15 protein-coding genes are annotated in these 15,254 nt (G+C 51.3%); 5 read left to right on the top strand and 10 right to left on the bottom strand.

The annotated features are described in order from the left end of the window. The first annotated feature begins 23 nt into the window (after positions 1–23). Complete coding sequence (locus OGY71_RS09930) at positions 24–254, top strand: DUF2554 family protein (protein ID WP_003020233.1); 231 nt, start codon at positions 24–26, stop codon at positions 252–254. Between the two features lie 3 nt (positions 255–257). Here OGY71_RS09930 and rlhA read toward each other — a convergent pair whose 3' ends face one another. After that, on the bottom strand, positions 258–2,219 hold the full coding sequence (rlhA, locus tag OGY71_RS09925; RefSeq protein WP_003833148.1) for a 23S rRNA 5-hydroxycytidine C2501 synthase: 1,962 nt from the start codon (positions 2,217–2,219) through the stop codon (positions 258–260). Between the two features lie 79 nt (positions 2,220–2,298). Beyond that, positions 2,299–2,835 (bottom strand): helix-turn-helix domain-containing protein, encoded by a 537-nt coding sequence (locus OGY71_RS09920; protein WP_003833150.1) that lies wholly within the window; start codon positions 2,833–2,835, stop codon positions 2,299–2,301. A 105-nt stretch (positions 2,836–2,940) separates the two neighbouring features. Between OGY71_RS09920 and OGY71_RS09915 the strand changes: the two genes are divergently transcribed. Continuing rightward, positions 2,941–4,107, top strand: coding sequence for a benzoate/H(+) symporter BenE family transporter (locus OGY71_RS09915; protein ID WP_286613236.1), 1,167 nt, complete (start codon positions 2,941–2,943; stop codon positions 4,105–4,107). On the opposite strand, the gene OGY71_RS09910 is transcribed toward OGY71_RS09915, so the two are convergent. After that, the gene (locus OGY71_RS09910; RefSeq protein ID WP_003833154.1) at positions 4,090–4,959 is read right to left on the bottom strand and encodes an AraC family transcriptional regulator; all 870 of its coding nucleotides are present in this window, start codon (positions 4,957–4,959) and stop codon (positions 4,090–4,092) included. The genes OGY71_RS09915 and OGY71_RS09910 overlap by 18 nt on opposite strands. Positions 4,960–5,143: 184 nt before the next feature. Between OGY71_RS09910 and OGY71_RS09905 the strand changes: the two genes are divergently transcribed. Continuing rightward, entirely contained in the window at positions 5,144–6,052 is a 909-nt protein-coding gene (locus tag OGY71_RS09905; protein ID WP_003833155.1) for a DMT family transporter, read from the top strand. A 37-nt stretch (positions 6,053–6,089) separates the two neighbouring features. Here OGY71_RS09905 and OGY71_RS09900 read toward each other — a convergent pair whose 3' ends face one another. The 3 genes from OGY71_RS09900 to tehA all read right to left on the bottom strand — a co-directional run bounded on the left by OGY71_RS09900 (position 6,090) and on the right by tehA (position 8,517). Next, positions 6,090–6,764 carry a DUF3313 domain-containing protein gene (locus OGY71_RS09900; RefSeq protein WP_003833157.1) on the bottom strand — a complete coding sequence of 225 codons (675 nt, stop codon included), beginning with the start codon at positions 6,762–6,764 and terminating at the stop codon, positions 6,090–6,092. Between the two features lie 155 nt (positions 6,765–6,919). Continuing rightward, positions 6,920–7,516 (bottom strand): tellurite resistance methyltransferase TehB, encoded by a 597-nt coding sequence (tehB, locus tag OGY71_RS09895; protein ID WP_003833160.1) that lies wholly within the window; start codon positions 7,514–7,516, stop codon positions 6,920–6,922. Next, positions 7,516–8,517: a dicarboxylate transporter/tellurite-resistance protein TehA gene (gene tehA / locus OGY71_RS09890; RefSeq protein WP_003833162.1), complete on the bottom strand. Its 1,002-nt coding sequence runs from the start codon at positions 8,515–8,517 to the stop codon at positions 7,516–7,518. The genes tehB and tehA overlap by 1 nt, the downstream gene beginning before the upstream one ends. 113 nt (positions 8,518–8,630) lie before the next feature. Here tehA and ydcK point away from each other — a divergent pair, with 113 nt between their 5' ends. After that, entirely contained in the window at positions 8,631–9,611 is a 981-nt protein-coding gene (ydcK, locus tag OGY71_RS09885) for a YdcK family protein (RefSeq protein WP_286613234.1), read from the top strand. On the opposite strand, the gene rimL is transcribed toward ydcK, so the two are convergent. Then, on the bottom strand, positions 9,603–10,148 hold the full coding sequence (gene rimL, locus OGY71_RS09880) for a 50S ribosomal protein L7/L12-serine acetyltransferase (protein ID WP_063940784.1): 546 nt from the start codon (positions 10,146–10,148) through the stop codon (positions 9,603–9,605). The two genes, ydcK and rimL, sit on opposite strands and share 9 nt — an antisense overlap. 218 nt (positions 10,149–10,366) lie before the next feature. Here rimL and alr point away from each other — a divergent pair, with 218 nt between their 5' ends. Beyond that, on the top strand, positions 10,367–11,593 hold the full coding sequence (gene alr, locus OGY71_RS09875) for an alanine racemase (protein WP_191222562.1): 1,227 nt from the start codon (positions 10,367–10,369) through the stop codon (positions 11,591–11,593). Between the two features lie 66 nt (positions 11,594–11,659). On the opposite strand, the gene OGY71_RS09870 is transcribed toward alr, so the two are convergent. The 3 genes from OGY71_RS09870 to hglS all read right to left on the bottom strand — a co-directional run bounded on the left by OGY71_RS09870 (position 11,660) and on the right by hglS (position 15,244). After that, complete coding sequence (locus OGY71_RS09870) at positions 11,660–11,884, bottom strand: HP1242/YdcH family protein (RefSeq protein ID WP_003833168.1); 225 nt, start codon at positions 11,882–11,884, stop codon at positions 11,660–11,662. Between the two features lie 167 nt (positions 11,885–12,051). Further along, the gene (locus tag OGY71_RS09865; protein ID WP_103285257.1) at positions 12,052–13,707 is read right to left on the bottom strand and encodes a glucan biosynthesis protein D; all 1,656 of its coding nucleotides are present in this window, start codon (positions 13,705–13,707) and stop codon (positions 12,052–12,054) included. A gap of 193 nt (positions 13,708–13,900) precedes the next feature. Continuing rightward, complete coding sequence (gene hglS, locus OGY71_RS09860) at positions 13,901–15,244, bottom strand: 2-oxoadipate dioxygenase/decarboxylase HglS (RefSeq protein ID WP_267391015.1); 1,344 nt, start codon at positions 15,242–15,244, stop codon at positions 13,901–13,903. Positions 15,245–15,254: the final 10 nt, after the last annotated feature.

The following is a 15,254-nucleotide window of genomic DNA, read 5'->3' as shown; positions in this document are numbered from 1 at the left end:
GCTAACGTACCAGAGGGTGCATGATGTTTAAGAAAGGGTTAACGGTGTTATTGCTGGCCAGCGCGCTTTTTTCCGGTCAACTTTTCGCTACTAATCAGGGACATGAATATCTTCAGGTGCAGGATGCCGATCATTTACTACGACACACGGCCGACAGCGATGAGTTGCGAGTGACGGCGGAAGAATCCGCCGCCGATCTTCGTGAACACCATCACTGGCAAAAATCACGCAAACCCGATACACATCTGAGCTAACGATTAACCTTTGCGCTTCGGCAGTGTCTTCATCAGTTCTTCTGGACTGACCGAAGCCACGACGCTGCCGGGCAACGGCATCTTCAGAATGTGATGTTTCATCTTGCCGATCACGTGCATTTCGCACGGTCGGCAATCAAATTTCAGCGTCAGGACTTCATCGCCGTTAACCAGTTGCATCGGTGTTGCTTTCCAGCTTTTGATGTTACCTTTCGCCTGTTTCGGGCACAGGTTAAAGGCGAAACGCAGGCAATGTTTGGTGATCATCACCGGCACTTCGCCCTTTTCTTCATGCGCTTCATAGGCTGCATCAATCAACTGAACGCCATAACGGTGATAAAACTCACGCGCTTTTTGGTTGTAGACGTTAGCCAGGAAACTCAAGTGCGTTTGTGGATAAACCGGCGCTGGCTGAGATACCGGTTTGCGGCTACCGCGCTGATAGCTTTGCAGGCGTGCTGCATCCAGCATATCAACGGCTTCACGCCGGAACTGATTTAGTTGACCGTTTGGCACAAACAGCGCGCCCGGCAGATTCACCTGAATATTACGGACGTAGTACATCGTCTGACCAAGTTTTGCCAGTCCGTCCTGTAGGTTACTCAACGCTTTTTCCGCATTGTTCGCTTCCTCAAACTGGCCGTCCAACGTATGGGTGATACTCACGCCCTCTTCACTGGTGAGCGTCAGAATCAACTGCTCCTGCCAGCCGCCGAGCTCAATATCGATCGCAACACGGCGTTCGCTGGAAGTTTTTGTTAACGCTTGCTGCCAGTTATGATCGAGGTTGCGATTCAGCGGATGATGCGGACGCACTTTGTGCAGGTCGGCGGGCATTTCATTCGGCCATACCCGATAACGATTGTTCCCCGTTTTTTCCACGGTGTTGGCGCGGAATCCAACAACCTCGCGTTTGATTAACACGTTCAGGCCATCCCCGTTTGCCAGCGGTTCAGTCACCTCAACATCGAGATGATCTTTCGCCACCTTCAGGACTTCGCCGACCGGCAAACCGATAAACTTTGGCGAGTCGAATGCGCCGATATCCCCTTTACGGGCATTCACAAAATAATCGGTGCTGCCGCGATGGAAGGTTTTCTCTGTGGATGGGATAAAGAAATGTTCGGTACGTCCCGCTGATGAACGGGCCAGATCGCCGCGTTCTTCAATGATGGCGTCGAGCATCTGGCGATAATGCGCGGTAATATTCTTCACATAACTCATGTCCTTATAGCGCCCTTCAATTTTGAAGGAACGCACACCTGCGTCAATCAACGCACCCAGGTTGGCGGTCTGATCGTTATCTTTCATCGACAGCAGATGTTTTTCATAGGACACCACGCGCCCCTGATCGTCTTTCAGGGTATACGGCAGACGGCAAGCCTGGGAACAGTCGCCGCGGTTAGCGCTGCGTCCGGTTTGTGCATGTGAAATATAACACTGCCCTGAATAGGCAACGCACAGCGCACCGTGAATGAAAAACTCAATGGTCGCATCGGTAGCCTGATGGATAGCGTTAATCTGCTCAAGGCTCAGTTCGCGCGCCAGCACAATCTGGGTGAATCCCACATCAGATAGAAATTTCGCCTTCTCAACGCTGCGAATATCGCACTGGGTGCTGGCGTGCAGTTCAATCGGGGGAATATCCAGTTCAAGAATCCCCATATCCTGCACGATCAGGGCATCAACGCCGGTCTGATACAGATCGGTAATTAACCGTTGTGCGGGCTCCAGCTCATCATCATGCAAGATCGTGTTTAGCGTCACAAAGATTTTTGCCCCGTAACGATGGGCAAAAGGCACTAATTCGGCAATATCTTTCAGGCTATTACTGGCGTTATGACGCGCGCCAAAACCTGGTCCACCAATGTAAACGGCGTCTGCGCCGTGCAAAATGGCTTCGCGCGCAATGGCGGTATCCCGAGCCGGGCTTAACAATTCAAGGTGATGAGGCTGCTGGCGCATACAGTTGTTACCATCCACAAGCGGTAAAAATGGCGGTTATTGTAGTCACAAGCGCGGCGTTTCGGAATAGTTTTCCCGATTAACTGCGCGGGTAATGGATCAGCGAATGAAAGTGCACCGTTTGCTCGCTACTGTTACGGTAGCTATGTGCCGTATCTCCGGCGAAACGGACACCCTCACCGGATTTAAAGGTGCGCCACTGCCCCTCAATACACATATCCAGCAGACCACTAATCACCACCACGTGCTCAATTACGCCGGTTTCATGCGGAGTAGATTCACTGAGCGCGCCGGGTGCCAGCAGTATCGAAAAATGATCGAAGCACAGTTGCGGATCCCACGGGAACAACGGCGTGACGACCATCGCCTGCTGCTGGGGATCGAATGTTAGCGTGCCGTCTGACTCTGGTGGTGAAATAAACGTTGAAAACGGGACGTTCAGTCCAGTGGCAATTTTCCACAATGTTGCCACCGTTGGACTGGATTCGTTGCGCTCAATCTGCCCCAGCATCGCTTTTGAGACGCCAGTTTCCTCCGCCAGACGCGAAAGGCTCCATTCACGCTGGTGACGTAGCGTCTTGAGCGTTGTGGCCAGATAGTGGGTTAAGTTGTCCATTTTTCTCCTTCGTCGCTCTCCTTTCTCGGGGCTACAGCTTAGCACTTGTACGCTATAACGCACAGTGCTACAGTAACTGACCGTTATAACGCACGCGGAGTTGCTATGCGCACATTTTCCATCCCCCTGCCTACAGTTTTGTCGGGTTTTGTGGCGGTCCTGGTCGGCTACGCCAGTTCAGCGGCCATTATCTGGCAAGCGGCGCTCGCCGCAGGTGCGACGACCGGACAAATCGCAGGCTGGATGACCGCACTTGGGCTAGCAATGGGGGTCAGTACGCTGGCGCTGACATTGTGGTATCGCGCCCCTGTACTCACCGCATGGTCAACGCCTGGTGCCGCGCTGCTGGTGACGGGCCTGCAAGGGGTATCGATTCAGGATGCTATCGGTGTTTTTATCGTAGCTAATGCGTTGATTGTGCTGTGCGGTATAACCGGGCTGTTTGCTCGCCTGATGAAAATTATTCCCCACTCGCTGGCATCAGCCATGCTGGCCGGGATCTTGCTGCGTTTTGGTTTGCAGGCGTTCAATAGCCTGAACAGTGAGCTTATCTTGTGCGGCAGCATGCTGCTGGCGTGGTTAGTACTAAAAGTGATTGCCCCACGGTATGCCGTAATCGCCGCAATGTTGGTAGGCATAGCCATCGCCCTGGTTAAAGGTGACATTGTCACCGATGGTGTTAATCTGTCACCGGTGTTGCCAGCGTTTATTGCCCCACACTTTTCATTAGCCCACAGTATCAGCATTGCGCTACCGCTGTTTCTGGTTACTATGGCTTCGCAAAATGCCCCAGGTATTGCGACCATGAAAGCATCTGGATATTCGTTACCCGTTTCACCCCTGATTGTTTTTACGGGTCTGCTGGCACTGCTATTTTCGCCGTTTGGCGTCTATTCCATCTGCATCGCCGCCATAACCGCCGCAATTTGCCAAAGCCCCGAAGCCCATCCAGATGCAAATCGACGCTGGCTTGCCGCAGCGGCAGCGGGTGTCTTTTACATTCTGGCTGGAGTGTTTGGCGGTTCGGTCACAGGACTGATGGCAGCCCTCCCCGTAAGCTGGATCCAGATGCTTGCTGGTCTGGCATTACTCGGCACGATTAGCGGTAGTTTATTCCAAGCCTTACATAATGAAGCAGAACGCGATGCGGCCATCGTGACTTTTCTGGTTACGGCCAGTGGTCTGACGGTATTTGATGTTGGGTCTGCATTCTGGGGGCTGGTCGTCGGCGGTATCTGCTACTCAGTGTTGACATTATTTCGCCGCGCGTAGCTGCGTTGGCGTTTTACCCGTCACTTGTTTAAACCGGTTACTGAAATGGCTCGCCGAACTGAACCCACAGGCCATTGCAATATCCGACAGGCTGCGTGATGAATAACAGACCAGTTGCTGCGCCAGCGCCATACGGCGTTGCATGACGTACTGATGAGGCGCCATATTCATCGACTGGCGAAACATTCTGGCAAAATGGAATTCACTTAGCGCTGCCTCGCTTGCCAGATCGCTCAACGTTATGGGATACGCCAGATGTGCTTCAATATAGGCCAGCACGTTGCGCAATGTGGCAGGCGCAAGCCCTCCGGTGACAACGGGAAGTCGCCATTGCACATTGCTGTAATGCTGGATCAGATGCGTTAACAGTAGTGAAGATGCCGCGCTAAGCGTGAGGTGATTGGCCGGTTGCTGCCAGTCGTTACCAAGCAAAAACTGACGGTAAACCGCCGTGATCCCCGGGTCACTGCCAAACGTATGCTCGTCCAGCGTGAAACTATAGGGGCTTTTGTCCCAAACTTTTTCACCCACTTCTCGCAAATGCGCGTCCGTACAATAGAGATGAACAAAGGAAAGATCGTCACGAATATCCCAACTGGACTCACTCTCTTTCGGCATCAGGCAAAAACGGTCTGGTCCCCCGCCATTCTTCCATCCTCCCGCCGTCTTGTGGTAACTCTCGTAACCATCTGCGATGTATAAACTGAGCGTATGGTGATCGCAATATTGGGTGATGGTATCGCGCTTGTTCGACCAGGCCGCCAGTTGGATCCCTGAATGTAACGCAACCGATTCATGCAGCACGGCATTATGTTTGCGCAAGTTTTCAAAGGCACCGTAGGGCTGAGACATACCATCACATTCAAAATAAGTTAGCAGGCTTTCAGTCTATATCAGCTACATATCGTTAACAGCTGCCTTTTCACTATTACGCTAAAAAAAGCGCAAGATTTTGCAAGTACACCGCAAGCCGATGAAAGTCTCCTGCATTCCGTCGTGACACAGTGTAAGTCTGACGACAAAAAGAGAGAGTTGTATGAACGCACTGTTGTACTGCCTGGTGGTGGTTATTTGGGGAACGACATGGATTGCGATTTATTTGCAGCAAGGTCCGGTTTCTGCACCGGTTTCTATCTTTTGGCGCTTCGCAGTTGCCAGCTCGGTGATGATAGTGATCCTGTTGTTAAGCGGTAAATTACGCAAACTGTCTGGCCGCGATCATCTGTTTTGTCTGTTACAGGGCGGATGCGTTTTTTGCTTTAACTTCTGGTGTTTTTATACGGCTGCGGCGTGGATTAATACCGGCCTGGAGTCGGTGATTTTCTCGATGGCCGTCCTGTTCAATGCAGTTAATAGCTTCATCTTTTTTGGGCAAAAACCACCGCTGCGCTTCTATATTGCAGCGGGTCTGGGACTGACGGGCATCGTGACTCTGTTTTGGCAGGATTTGCTCAACAGCGGGTTTAATCATTCACTGCTGCTGGGCATCGGTTTGAGCGCTCTGGGAACCTTCGGCTTCTCACTGGGCAATATGATCAGTCTGCGTCACCAGAAAAAAGGGTTAGAAGTGTTAACGACCAACAGCTGGGCCATGCTGTACGGCACATTGCTGATCGCGGCCATTGCGCTGGTGCGCGGCGACAACTTCACGCCACAGTGGACATTCAGCTATCTTAGCGCGCTGTTATATCTGGCTATTTTCGGCTCAGTGATTGCCTTTGGCGCTTATTTCACGCTGGTAGGTCGCATTGGTCCCAGTAAGGCGGCATACAGCACGCTGCTGTTCCCGCTGGTGGCGCTGACGTTGTCAACATTGTATGAAGGATACATCTGGCAAGTTAATGCGATTGCCGGATTGGTGTTGATCTTACTGGGAAATCTGGTGATGTTTGCCCGACCGGAAGCATTGATGGGTAAAATACTCTATCGTCGTCGTGTGGCATAAAAAAACGCACCATCCTGAGATGGTGCGTTCATCATTTTTATTGTGGTTTTTTGTTCACATCAAACATGGAGGCATCGGTCGCCATGTCATCAACAACTTTCTTCAACGTTTCGAACGCCATCGGCGTGCTTTCGTTGTTCAGGTCTTTACCTTCACCCTTACGTACAACTTTAATCACCGGTTTATTGGTCGCTGCATCAATCAACTCACCCTCGAAATAGAGGTTGGTATCCATGGTACGGTGACCCGTCGCCATTTGCGTTCCTGCAACGAGCAGTGCAACCGGGACCACTTCATAGAACTGCAGTCCTTCTTTGCTGGTCGCTACACCGGTAATCGCCCCGCGGAAAATCAGACTACGTGGCCCTGGGGTTGTAACCAGAGGTTTACGCTGACCGATCGCCGTTTTCAACTTCGTATTGGTATAGGTCAGTAATTGATCAAGAACCTGCTGCCCTACCTGCGTAGTAGGTTTAGGAACCGGATAATACGTTACCGGGTTATAAACAATGTTGTCATATTTGGATTCGTTGTAGCTCGGGTCAACCCAACGGAGTACCGTTTGTCCCGATGCTGATTTTGTTTCCTTCAGATCAGAGTAATTTTTTAAAAACCCAGAATATTTATCCGGCTCGGTCACTTTTGACGCACAGCCGGATAATGCCAACAAGCCAGTAAGCACTGCAACTTTAAATAAAGTTTGAGTACGCATGAAACGATCCCTTTAGTTTTCGCAATGATGCCTAAAAAGGATAGCAAAACAGTTTCATTTTGGATGTACTAAAAATGGTAAGCACCGCACAATTTTATCTCTGCGCTCAGCACAAAAAATGCTGAACGCAGAAAGAGTTAACCCAAACGGGAGGTTCAGGAAGTTTTGCGTGCCAGCATGGTGGCAAAGCGCAGTTTAATTCGATTACCGTTTTCATCTGTACGATGAAGTTCACCTACGTCTTCGTTATATTTCAGCAGATCCCACCCACTGTAATAGTTGCGTAATTCTCCGGTTTTAAACGCGAACGGAAAACCTACTGTGCACGGAAAATCATCAGTATCCATCGCTGCGACGATTAAGTTATATCCACCCGGTTTAGTACAACGTTGCATATTCTCAATAAGGCCAGGGATCGTTTTAGCTTCAAGGAACATCAGTACAACGGTAGAAAGAATAAAATCGTATTCACCCTCAAAACGTAACGCATTAAGGTCAGCGACCTTCGCGTTGAGGTTGGTCAGCCCCTCAGCCGCTTTGATGCGCTCAAGGTTAGCGATGCTCATTGGGTTTTTATCCCATGCGGTAACGTCATAGCCGTTTGCCGCCAGGTACAGGCTGTTTCGGCCGTTACCGCAGCCCAGATCTAACGTTTTACCTGGTGCAACCACTTTTGCCGCTTCAACGACATCGGAATGCGTACGGGTTAAATCATATTTTTCAGTAAAGTAGTTTTCGTCGCAAAGGGTCATTATTTATCCTCAGATTTCAGTAATGCAGCACGCTCCGTGCGGATGAGCAGTTTCCCCTGCATCAGCAATGCAAACGTACGTATCAGTAATAATGCAATGATAAAATTGGTAAAAATAAACAGTGGGATAGACAGAGTATGAAAAAATCCTGATTCACTGCCGTGTCCAAGATGCAATCCCGTTGTCGCCAACGCAGACACGCCAAACGAGAAGCTCCAGAAAGACGCATTAAATGGCTGTGACAAATACCACGGCATAAGGCGTAGCATGAACAGAAGTTGCAGCAGACCATAACCAAATAGCATTTTAGCTAACGTATCCCCCTCGCCGCCGTTGACGCTAAGCCAGGCGCTACAGGCGACCAGCGCGGGTGCCAACTGTATACCAAGTGAAGTACGTAAAACCGTCGGTAGTTCACCGCAGCTACGTAAACGCTGCAGAATCACCGGCTCCAGGCTAAGCCAGGAAAATACCCCGGCGCCCAAAAACACCAACCCGGCATCGTTGAACCCAAGTGCACCACAGGCCATGGCGCTGATAAAGTTATTGGCAACGGTCGGCAGATACAGACCCGGCGTGGTGGCCTCTTCCGGATGCTCGCCGCGCCACAGCCCTGCCGTTTGCCAGGCGGCGTACGCCAGCTGTATCACCACGCCAATGCTGAACAATCCTAGCGCCAGCGGTCGATACCAAGGTACAAAACCAATCGCGACCAGCATCGTTGTTGCTGGAAACAGACTGACAAAACTGCTCATCACCGGATGACGAATTTCCGCCAGTACGCTGTGCGGAAAACGTAGTAAGCGATTCACAAATGCCAGCGTCAGCAATCCCCAAATGACCATTGCGAGGATCACTAAGCCATCACCAATCCAGTGGCTCACCGGCCACACCTGGCTGGCGTAGCGCCACGCAAATCCCATCCCGATGGTACCCAGTACCATGCCAAAATAACCAGCCGGAAGATTGAGGACCCGTTCACTCTGTTTGTTCTTACTCATTTTGTTTATTTTTTAAAGTATATTTGAAATGCATTTTATGGAATATCTGCCGGTTTAGCCAGTGCAGAAAACTTTGCTACGTTTAACTAAGGTGCGCAACATGGAAATGAGCTATGACCAAATACCGTCTAAGCGATGAATCTCGCTCCTTTAGTTACCTGGATAATGGCAATAAAAAAAGTGTATTACTACGCCAAATCATCGCACTCATTGATTTTAATGATGTTAGATCCGGTACGCTCGGTGGCTGGGTTGATGATGAAAGCGTTCTGTCGCAAAGCGGTAATTGCTGGATATACGATGAGAATGCGCTCGCGTTTTCCGGCGCGACGATAACCGGAGACGCCCGTATTACACAGGCAAGCGTGGTCAGAGATGGCGCGCAGATTGGTGATGCCGTCTGGATTGACCGAGCAGAAATCAGCCATAACGCGCAAATACGTGACAACGTCACCATTCAGGATTCTGTTGTTCGCGGTGAGTGCCTCATCTGCGGTGATGCACGCATTGTGTGTGACTCTGAAATCATTGCGGCCAGAGGGTTAACCCGTGAAAGCGACCAGCTCCTGCAAATTTACGAGCGGGCGGCAGTCAGCAATTCACGCGTGGTCCATCAGGTGCAGATCTATGGTGATGCGATGATCAATTATGCTTTTATAGAACATCGGGCTGAAGTTTTTGATTTTGCACGGATAGAAGGCAACGAAGAGAATAATGTCTGGATCTGCGATTGCGCCAAAGTCTATGGGCATGCACGCGTCATTGCCGGAACGGATGAAGACGCCATTCCTACCCTGCGCTACAGCTCGCAGGTGGCGGAACACGCGGTGGTTGAAGGTAACTGCGTGCTGAAACACCACGTGCTGGTTGGGGGGCATGCGCAATTACGTGGCGGACCGCTCCAGCTTGACGGTCACATCCTTATTGAAGGCTATGCCTGTATTCTGGGTGAAGTGCTGATCGAGCATCATATTGAGATAACCGATCAGGCCCAGGTTGAAGCCTTTGATGGCGATGCGATCCATCTGCGCGGGCCAAAAGTGATCAACGGCGAACAACGTATCACGCGCACCCCTATCGCCGGTTTATTCTGAAGAACCATCAATGATGCGGGCGTAGAGATTCACGTCATGGTAATCGCCATTAAGGAATTCCGCCTGTTGCATACATCCTTCCAGTCGGAAGCCATTGCGCAGTGCAACCTGGTTGCTCCTGACGTTATCTACACGACATTTAATCACGAAACGGCGAATCTCCTGGCGCTGCGCATAATGACGAATCATTGCCTGTAGCGCCTGAGACAGAATGCCTTTGCCCTGGTGCTCTTCGTCCAGCCAGTAACCAATATAAGCGGCTTTGTTCAGCGGCTCTATCTGGTTAAACGAGATAACGCCAGCCACCTCCCCTTGTTCGAAAATAAGGAACATTTTGGCGTAGCCGCGCTGGTGCAACATCATATTCCCCTGCACGTTTTTGCGCGTGTCGTCCTCAGATTCGACAAACTGCGGCCAGTTCAGTGACTGTTGGAGCCAGGTTTTATTTTTAAGCACCAACTGATGCAGAGGGGGGACGTGTTGTTCTTCTACCGCCCGCAGTTCCAGCGCGTCACTAACGATAATTATTTCTGACATGTTTATCTCCTTTGCGATCGTAAACGGGGCATTTCTGACTGGCAGTAGCCGATATTACTCTGTTTAGCACCGAGGATGTCTTATTTTTATGCTGTAACAGCAATCACTTAGAAAGAATCTCTGGCGTGGAACCCGTTACTCTGGTGATCCGGGTATCCCCTCATGGATAGACCGTAATGATGACAATAACACTTTCATTCTATTGCTAAGGAGCAAGCATGGCAGCACCTTTGGGTCGTTTAGCACTTATTCCGCTTTTACTGATTACCGCCTGTCACCAACCTGTTTCCACCACGCAAGCAGGCCCCGTTCCCTTTGCGGTCAATAAGCAACAGGTTGTGGATAATACCACGCTGGAAATTTCCCGCAGCGCGCTGGAATATAACATCCATAAAGTTCAGCAACTGCTGGGAGATAAAACCCGGATGTGCGCCATTCTTAAAGGCGACGCGTACGGCCACGATCTCTCACTGGTAACGCCGGTGATGATGCAAAACGGCGTGCAATGTATTGGCATCGCCAGTAACGAGGAAATCAGTACCGTTCGCCAGTCAGGCTATACATCGCAGCTCATGCGCGTGCGTAACGCGACGGAGAAAGAAATGCGCCAGGCAGCGGATTTCGATACCGAAGAGCTGATCGGTAATCTGGACATGGCTAAGCGTCTAAGTGCAATCGCTCAGGAGAAAGGTAAAACTATTCGAATCCATCTGGCGCTGAACTCTGGCGGTATGTCGCGTAACGGTCTGGAAGTCAGTACCGCAGCAGGTCTGGAAGAAGCACGCGCTATTTCCACATTACCCGGCCTGAAAATTGTCGGCATCATGTCGCATTTCCCGGAAGAAGATGCGGCAGTGGTAAAACGCGATCTGGCCCGTTTCAATACGCAATCAGCCCAGGTATTGAAAATTACCGGGCTTAAGCGCGAAGATGTCACCCTGCATGTCGCGAATACGTTCGCTACCCTGACCGTTCCAGAATCCTGGCTCGACATGGTGCGTGTTGGCGGTATTTTCTATGGCGATACCATCGCCAGCACCGAATACAAACGCGTCATGACGTTTAAATCTGCCATCGCGTCGGTAAACCATTACCCCAAAGGAAACACCGTCGGGTATGACAGAACCTATACCCTTAAACGTGATTCCGTTCTGGCCAATATCCCGACAGGTTATGCCGATGGTTATCGCCGTGTGTTCAGTAATGCGGGGCACGTGCTGATCCGCGGCCAGCGGGTTCCGGTACTGGGTAAAACATCCATGAATACCGTGATCGTCGATGTAACCGATTTGCCGCAGGTTGCATCCGGTGATGAAGTGGTGCTGTTCGGTAAACAGGGAAATGCGCAGGTTAGTGCAGAAGAAGTCGAAGAAATTAGCGGCGCGTTGTTCACTGAAATGTCGATCCTCTGGGGGGCGACGAACAAACGCGTGATGGTCGATTAACACCTAAAACAGGAAGGGCTTCCGTTTCTCGCAGGAAGCCCTTTTACACAGCAAGCGCCGTTCTACTTAGCTCTCACTGACACTCTCTTTTTGCAATATTTTGAGCAGATCTTCCTTCAGGTGGAGTTTCTGTTTCTTAAGACGAACAATGTCCAAACTATACCCCCGACCATCCGAACCTTCCAGTCTGGAGATCTCATGATCAAGGCTGTTGTGTTTTTCGAATAAGGACAGAAAGCGAGGGTTCTCGGATTTCAGTCGGGAAATAAGGTCTCTGTATTCTGGAAACATACTTTCTCCCTGTTAGTGGACAAGAACGTGTATAAGAAATACACACCCACAGAGTACCCATTTGCTATACAGAAAAATGCGAACAGGATCGAGTAAATAGTGTACAGAGTCGTTACGAGGATGAATGCAGATACGGCTCCCCATCAGGAGAGCCGTAAAGGGCGTGATTAACGCATCTCGCGGTCGTCAACGTACTGACGTTTATCCGGCGCTGGCGGGAAGTATTGATACAGCCAGGTTTCGCTGATGGCGTCACCCTGACAACGCAGGAACATACGCATATCTACCGGATCGGTTGAGTCAGAAGTCGGATACCAGTCAAACTGAATGCGATAACCATCGATAGGCTCCACGTAGAGGATCTCAATCTGTTTCGCTTCACCACTGGAGAGCGTAATCACCGGTTCAATGCCTTTCGGCGCAGCCGCTTTTAGATCGCCACCAACGAAGTCAACGGCAAAACGACGCGCCCATTTTTCCGGGTAATGCTCGCCCGGTGCCCATCCTTCCGGGAAGCCGCCCATGCCTGTCCGGGTCGCCATCACGCGAGCCAGCGGTGAACGCACCGGCGGTTGAGCGCTCCAGTACAGGCGATATTTGAATTCCAGCTCATCGCCGGCTTTGATCTTCTTGTCCGGCTGCCAGAAGCAGACAACGTTATCCAGCGTTTCGCCGGTCGTCGGGATCTCCATCAAACCGATGGTCCCCTTGCCCCACTGGTTGCGCGGTTCGACCCACAGACTTGGGCGCTTGTTATACCAGCCCATGATGTCCTGATAATGGGAGAAGTCGCGATCGAGTTGCAGCAAGCCAAACCCTTTCGGGTTGTTATCGGTATAGGCGTTGAACTGCAGCTTTTGCGGGTTATTCAGCGGACGGCAGATCCACTCGCCATTGCCCCGCCACATCGCCAGACGATCCGAGTCATGGATTTGCGGGTGAATAGTGTCGCACATCCGACGCTCATTGTTGCCGCAGCTGAACATGCTGGTCATCGGCGCAATGCCGAGCTGCTTGATGTCTTTGCGCGCATAGATGCGGTTTTGTACATCCATAATCACCTGCGTTTTCTCGCAGTGGATCACGAACTTGAATGCGCCGGTTACGCTTGGGCTGTCGAGAAGCGCATACACGGTAAAAGAGGTTGCGCCCGGTTTAACCGTTTCGAACCAGAAAGAGGTGAAATCAGGAAACTCTTCTTTACTGTCGGTGTAGGTATCTACCGCCAGACCACGGGCCGATAAACCGTACTGATAGGTGTCATCCACGGCGCGGAAATAGCTGGCGCCCAGGAAAGAAACGACATCGCGGCGGGCCAGTTCTGGCGCTTTAAACACGCGGAATCCAGCGAATCCGAGGTCAGTCTGCCCTTCCAATTGTTTGGTATCCACACCCGCGTCGTTGTATTTAAACAGTTCCGGACGGAAGTGAATTTCACGCGCCATATGCGTACTACCATCAACCGAGAACATGCGTACACGACGACGAAAACCCATTCCCACGTGGAAGAACTGCGCATCAAGCTGACGGTTTTCAACGTTGTTCCACAGAGACTGCTCTGCGTCATATTGAATGCTGTTGTAGGCCTGCGGCGTCAGTTTTGCCAGCGTATCCGGTAACGCGCGCGGTGCGCCGCCCCAGGGTTTCTGTGCTAAGTCATGGGCCATCGATTGCAGAACGGAAAAATCAAAACGTACGGTTTTTCCGTCTGCAATGTCAGACTCTGCCGCAAAGGCGGCGCGGGAAAAGAGTGATGCAATACCACTGGTTCCGCACACGGCGGCCATTGCCATTGAACCTTTAATAAATCGTCTGCGATTCATGCCTGAAAGTGAGTCCTTCTGGTCGTGTAAATGGTCCCGCGCCGGTCAAAATCAGCGGCAAGAGAGTGCACATTTCTGACCGCTCACTCTAGACAAAATTCATTAATAATCCAATTGTTGGTCGCCGATTATCTGTACAAAATCGAAAATATTTTATGTCGATGGGAACAGACCGAATCCCATGTAAATTCCATTAAAGTAAACCACACCGACGTTTACTTCGCTCTTGAGCCTCCTGATACAGCGCAAACTCATCATAAACCGCGCAACCCAGCGCCTGTTCAAACGCGTCGCGGCTGGAATTTCCGTGGCTGCGAGCTTGTGTTTCATTACCCAAATTGGACTGGAAAATTCCTGCGGCGCTCACCGGTAAAAAATCTTCGTAGGTGATGGGTTGCGCAACCAGCCAGCCCCGTTCAATAAGCGGCTGCGGATCGTCATCCGGGCGAATCGCCTGCCGATGCGCTTCACCCGATGGCGTCAGACGATAGCGGAACCAGGCTAGCCCCTGCTGGCGCAGCAGGAATTCGCTGTCCGGGAAGGCTTTGAACACCTCCTGAAGATGTAGCTGGTGCGTCAGATTGTCTTTCCCCGTTCCCGCTTTATTCAGCAATTCGTCGTACAACGCTCTACCTTTCGGCGTCAGGGCCACGCCGCGCTGTTCGATTTCACCAAAACGTGCCGTGTGAGTGCCGCGCATTTCACCGGCAAACAACACCGGTTCTTCCAGCGCTTTGAAACTGGTCTGACGCAATAAAATGGGCACCTCGCGGCGCGGCGGCCCTTCAATCAGTATTTTGGGCTCAATGCCGCATTCCGGCATCATCGACTGCACCCGGTCAATATCCAGCGTTCGCGGTGTCAGATGGTTGATATGACAACCGGGGAAGCACACTACATCAGCAATCAGCCGATGTTCGTTATGTAATGCGTGATAGGTCTCTTCATCGACCGTGGCGTGCTGATGCCAGCGGAATGTTTCCAGCGCTTCATGCACAAACTCTTGCGCCTGTTCAGTTGTAAAACTGCCCTGCGCATCAAATTCATCCAGCAGCTCGTGGCAACGGCGGGTGAAAATATCGCGTTTCGCGAGGATCTCAGCGGCTTTTTGCCGCAGCGCGGCGTTTTCGATTAGTTCGAGCCGTAATAACGAGGTGAATACCCGAAACGGGTTGCGCGATAGCGAGGCATCGTCGATGGGACGGAAGGCTGTGGAATGTACTGGGACGCCCGCCTGGGAGAGATCGTAATAACTCACCGGATACATGCCCATAACGGCAAACATCCGGCGCAGCGTAGAAAGCTCCTGCGCGGTACCCACTCGAATGGCGCCATGACGCTCAACGTTTAGCCGGGCCAGTTCATCCGCATTCGCCAGTTTTTCATGCAGCGTCGGATTATTTTCCAGTACCGCCAGATTCACATCAGCGACAAGTTCCAGCAACGTGCCGTACTGCGGGACTTCCTGCTGGTACATTGCTGACATTGCCTGCGAAAATTTTTCCCGAATCTCATCTGCCGTGATGGTGTTCGCCATAATGTCATGC

Origin of the sequence: Citrobacter sp. Cpo109, assembly GCF_030332565.1 — a bacterium.
Classification (GTDB): Bacteria; Pseudomonadota; Gammaproteobacteria; order Enterobacterales; family Enterobacteriaceae; genus Citrobacter; species Citrobacter portucalensis.
The sequence above is the reverse complement of the archived record's forward strand: the minus strand, read 5'-3'. Positions and strand labels throughout refer to the sequence as shown.

Coding starts and splice junctions, on each gene's coding strand:
- tehA (WP_003833162.1), bottom strand. CDS start 8,517: ATGAGTAAGAACAAACAGAGTGAACGGGTCCTCAATCTTCCGGCTGGT.
- OGY71_RS09910 (WP_003833154.1), bottom strand. CDS start 4,959: ATGTCTCAGCCCTACGGTGCCTTTGAAAACTTGCGCAAACATAATGCC.
- alr (WP_191222562.1), top strand. CDS start 10,367: ATGGCAGCACCTTTGGGTCGTTTAGCACTTATTCCGCTTTTACTGATT.
- OGY71_RS09930 (WP_003020233.1), top strand. CDS start 24: ATGTTTAAGAAAGGGTTAACGGTGTTATTGCTGGCCAGCGCGCTTTTT.
- OGY71_RS09905 (WP_003833155.1), top strand. CDS start 5,144: ATGAACGCACTGTTGTACTGCCTGGTGGTGGTTATTTGGGGAACGACA.
- OGY71_RS09915 (WP_286613236.1), top strand. CDS start 2,941: ATGCGCACATTTTCCATCCCCCTGCCTACAGTTTTGTCGGGTTTTGTG.
- OGY71_RS09900 (WP_003833157.1), bottom strand. CDS start 6,764: ATGCGTACTCAAACTTTATTTAAAGTTGCAGTGCTTACTGGCTTGTTG.
- OGY71_RS09920 (WP_003833150.1), bottom strand. CDS start 2,835: ATGGACAACTTAACCCACTATCTGGCCACAACGCTCAAGACGCTACGT.
- OGY71_RS09870 (WP_003833168.1), bottom strand. CDS start 11,884: ATGTTTCCAGAATACAGAGACCTTATTTCCCGACTGAAATCCGAGAAC.
- OGY71_RS09865 (WP_103285257.1), bottom strand. CDS start 13,707: ATGAATCGCAGACGATTTATTAAAGGTTCAATGGCAATGGCCGCCGTG.
- hglS (WP_267391015.1), bottom strand. CDS start 15,244: ATGGCGAACACCATCACGGCAGATGAGATTCGGGAAAAATTTTCGCAG.
- rlhA (WP_003833148.1), bottom strand. CDS start 2,219: ATGCGCCAGCAGCCTCATCACCTTGAATTGTTAAGCCCGGCTCGGGAT.
- rimL (WP_063940784.1), bottom strand. CDS start 10,148: ATGTCAGAAATAATTATCGTTAGTGACGCGCTGGAACTGCGGGCGGTA.
- tehB (WP_003833160.1), bottom strand. CDS start 7,516: ATGACCCTTTGCGACGAAAACTACTTTACTGAAAAATATGATTTAACC.
- ydcK (WP_286613234.1), top strand. CDS start 8,631: ATGACCAAATACCGTCTAAGCGATGAATCTCGCTCCTTTAGTTACCTG.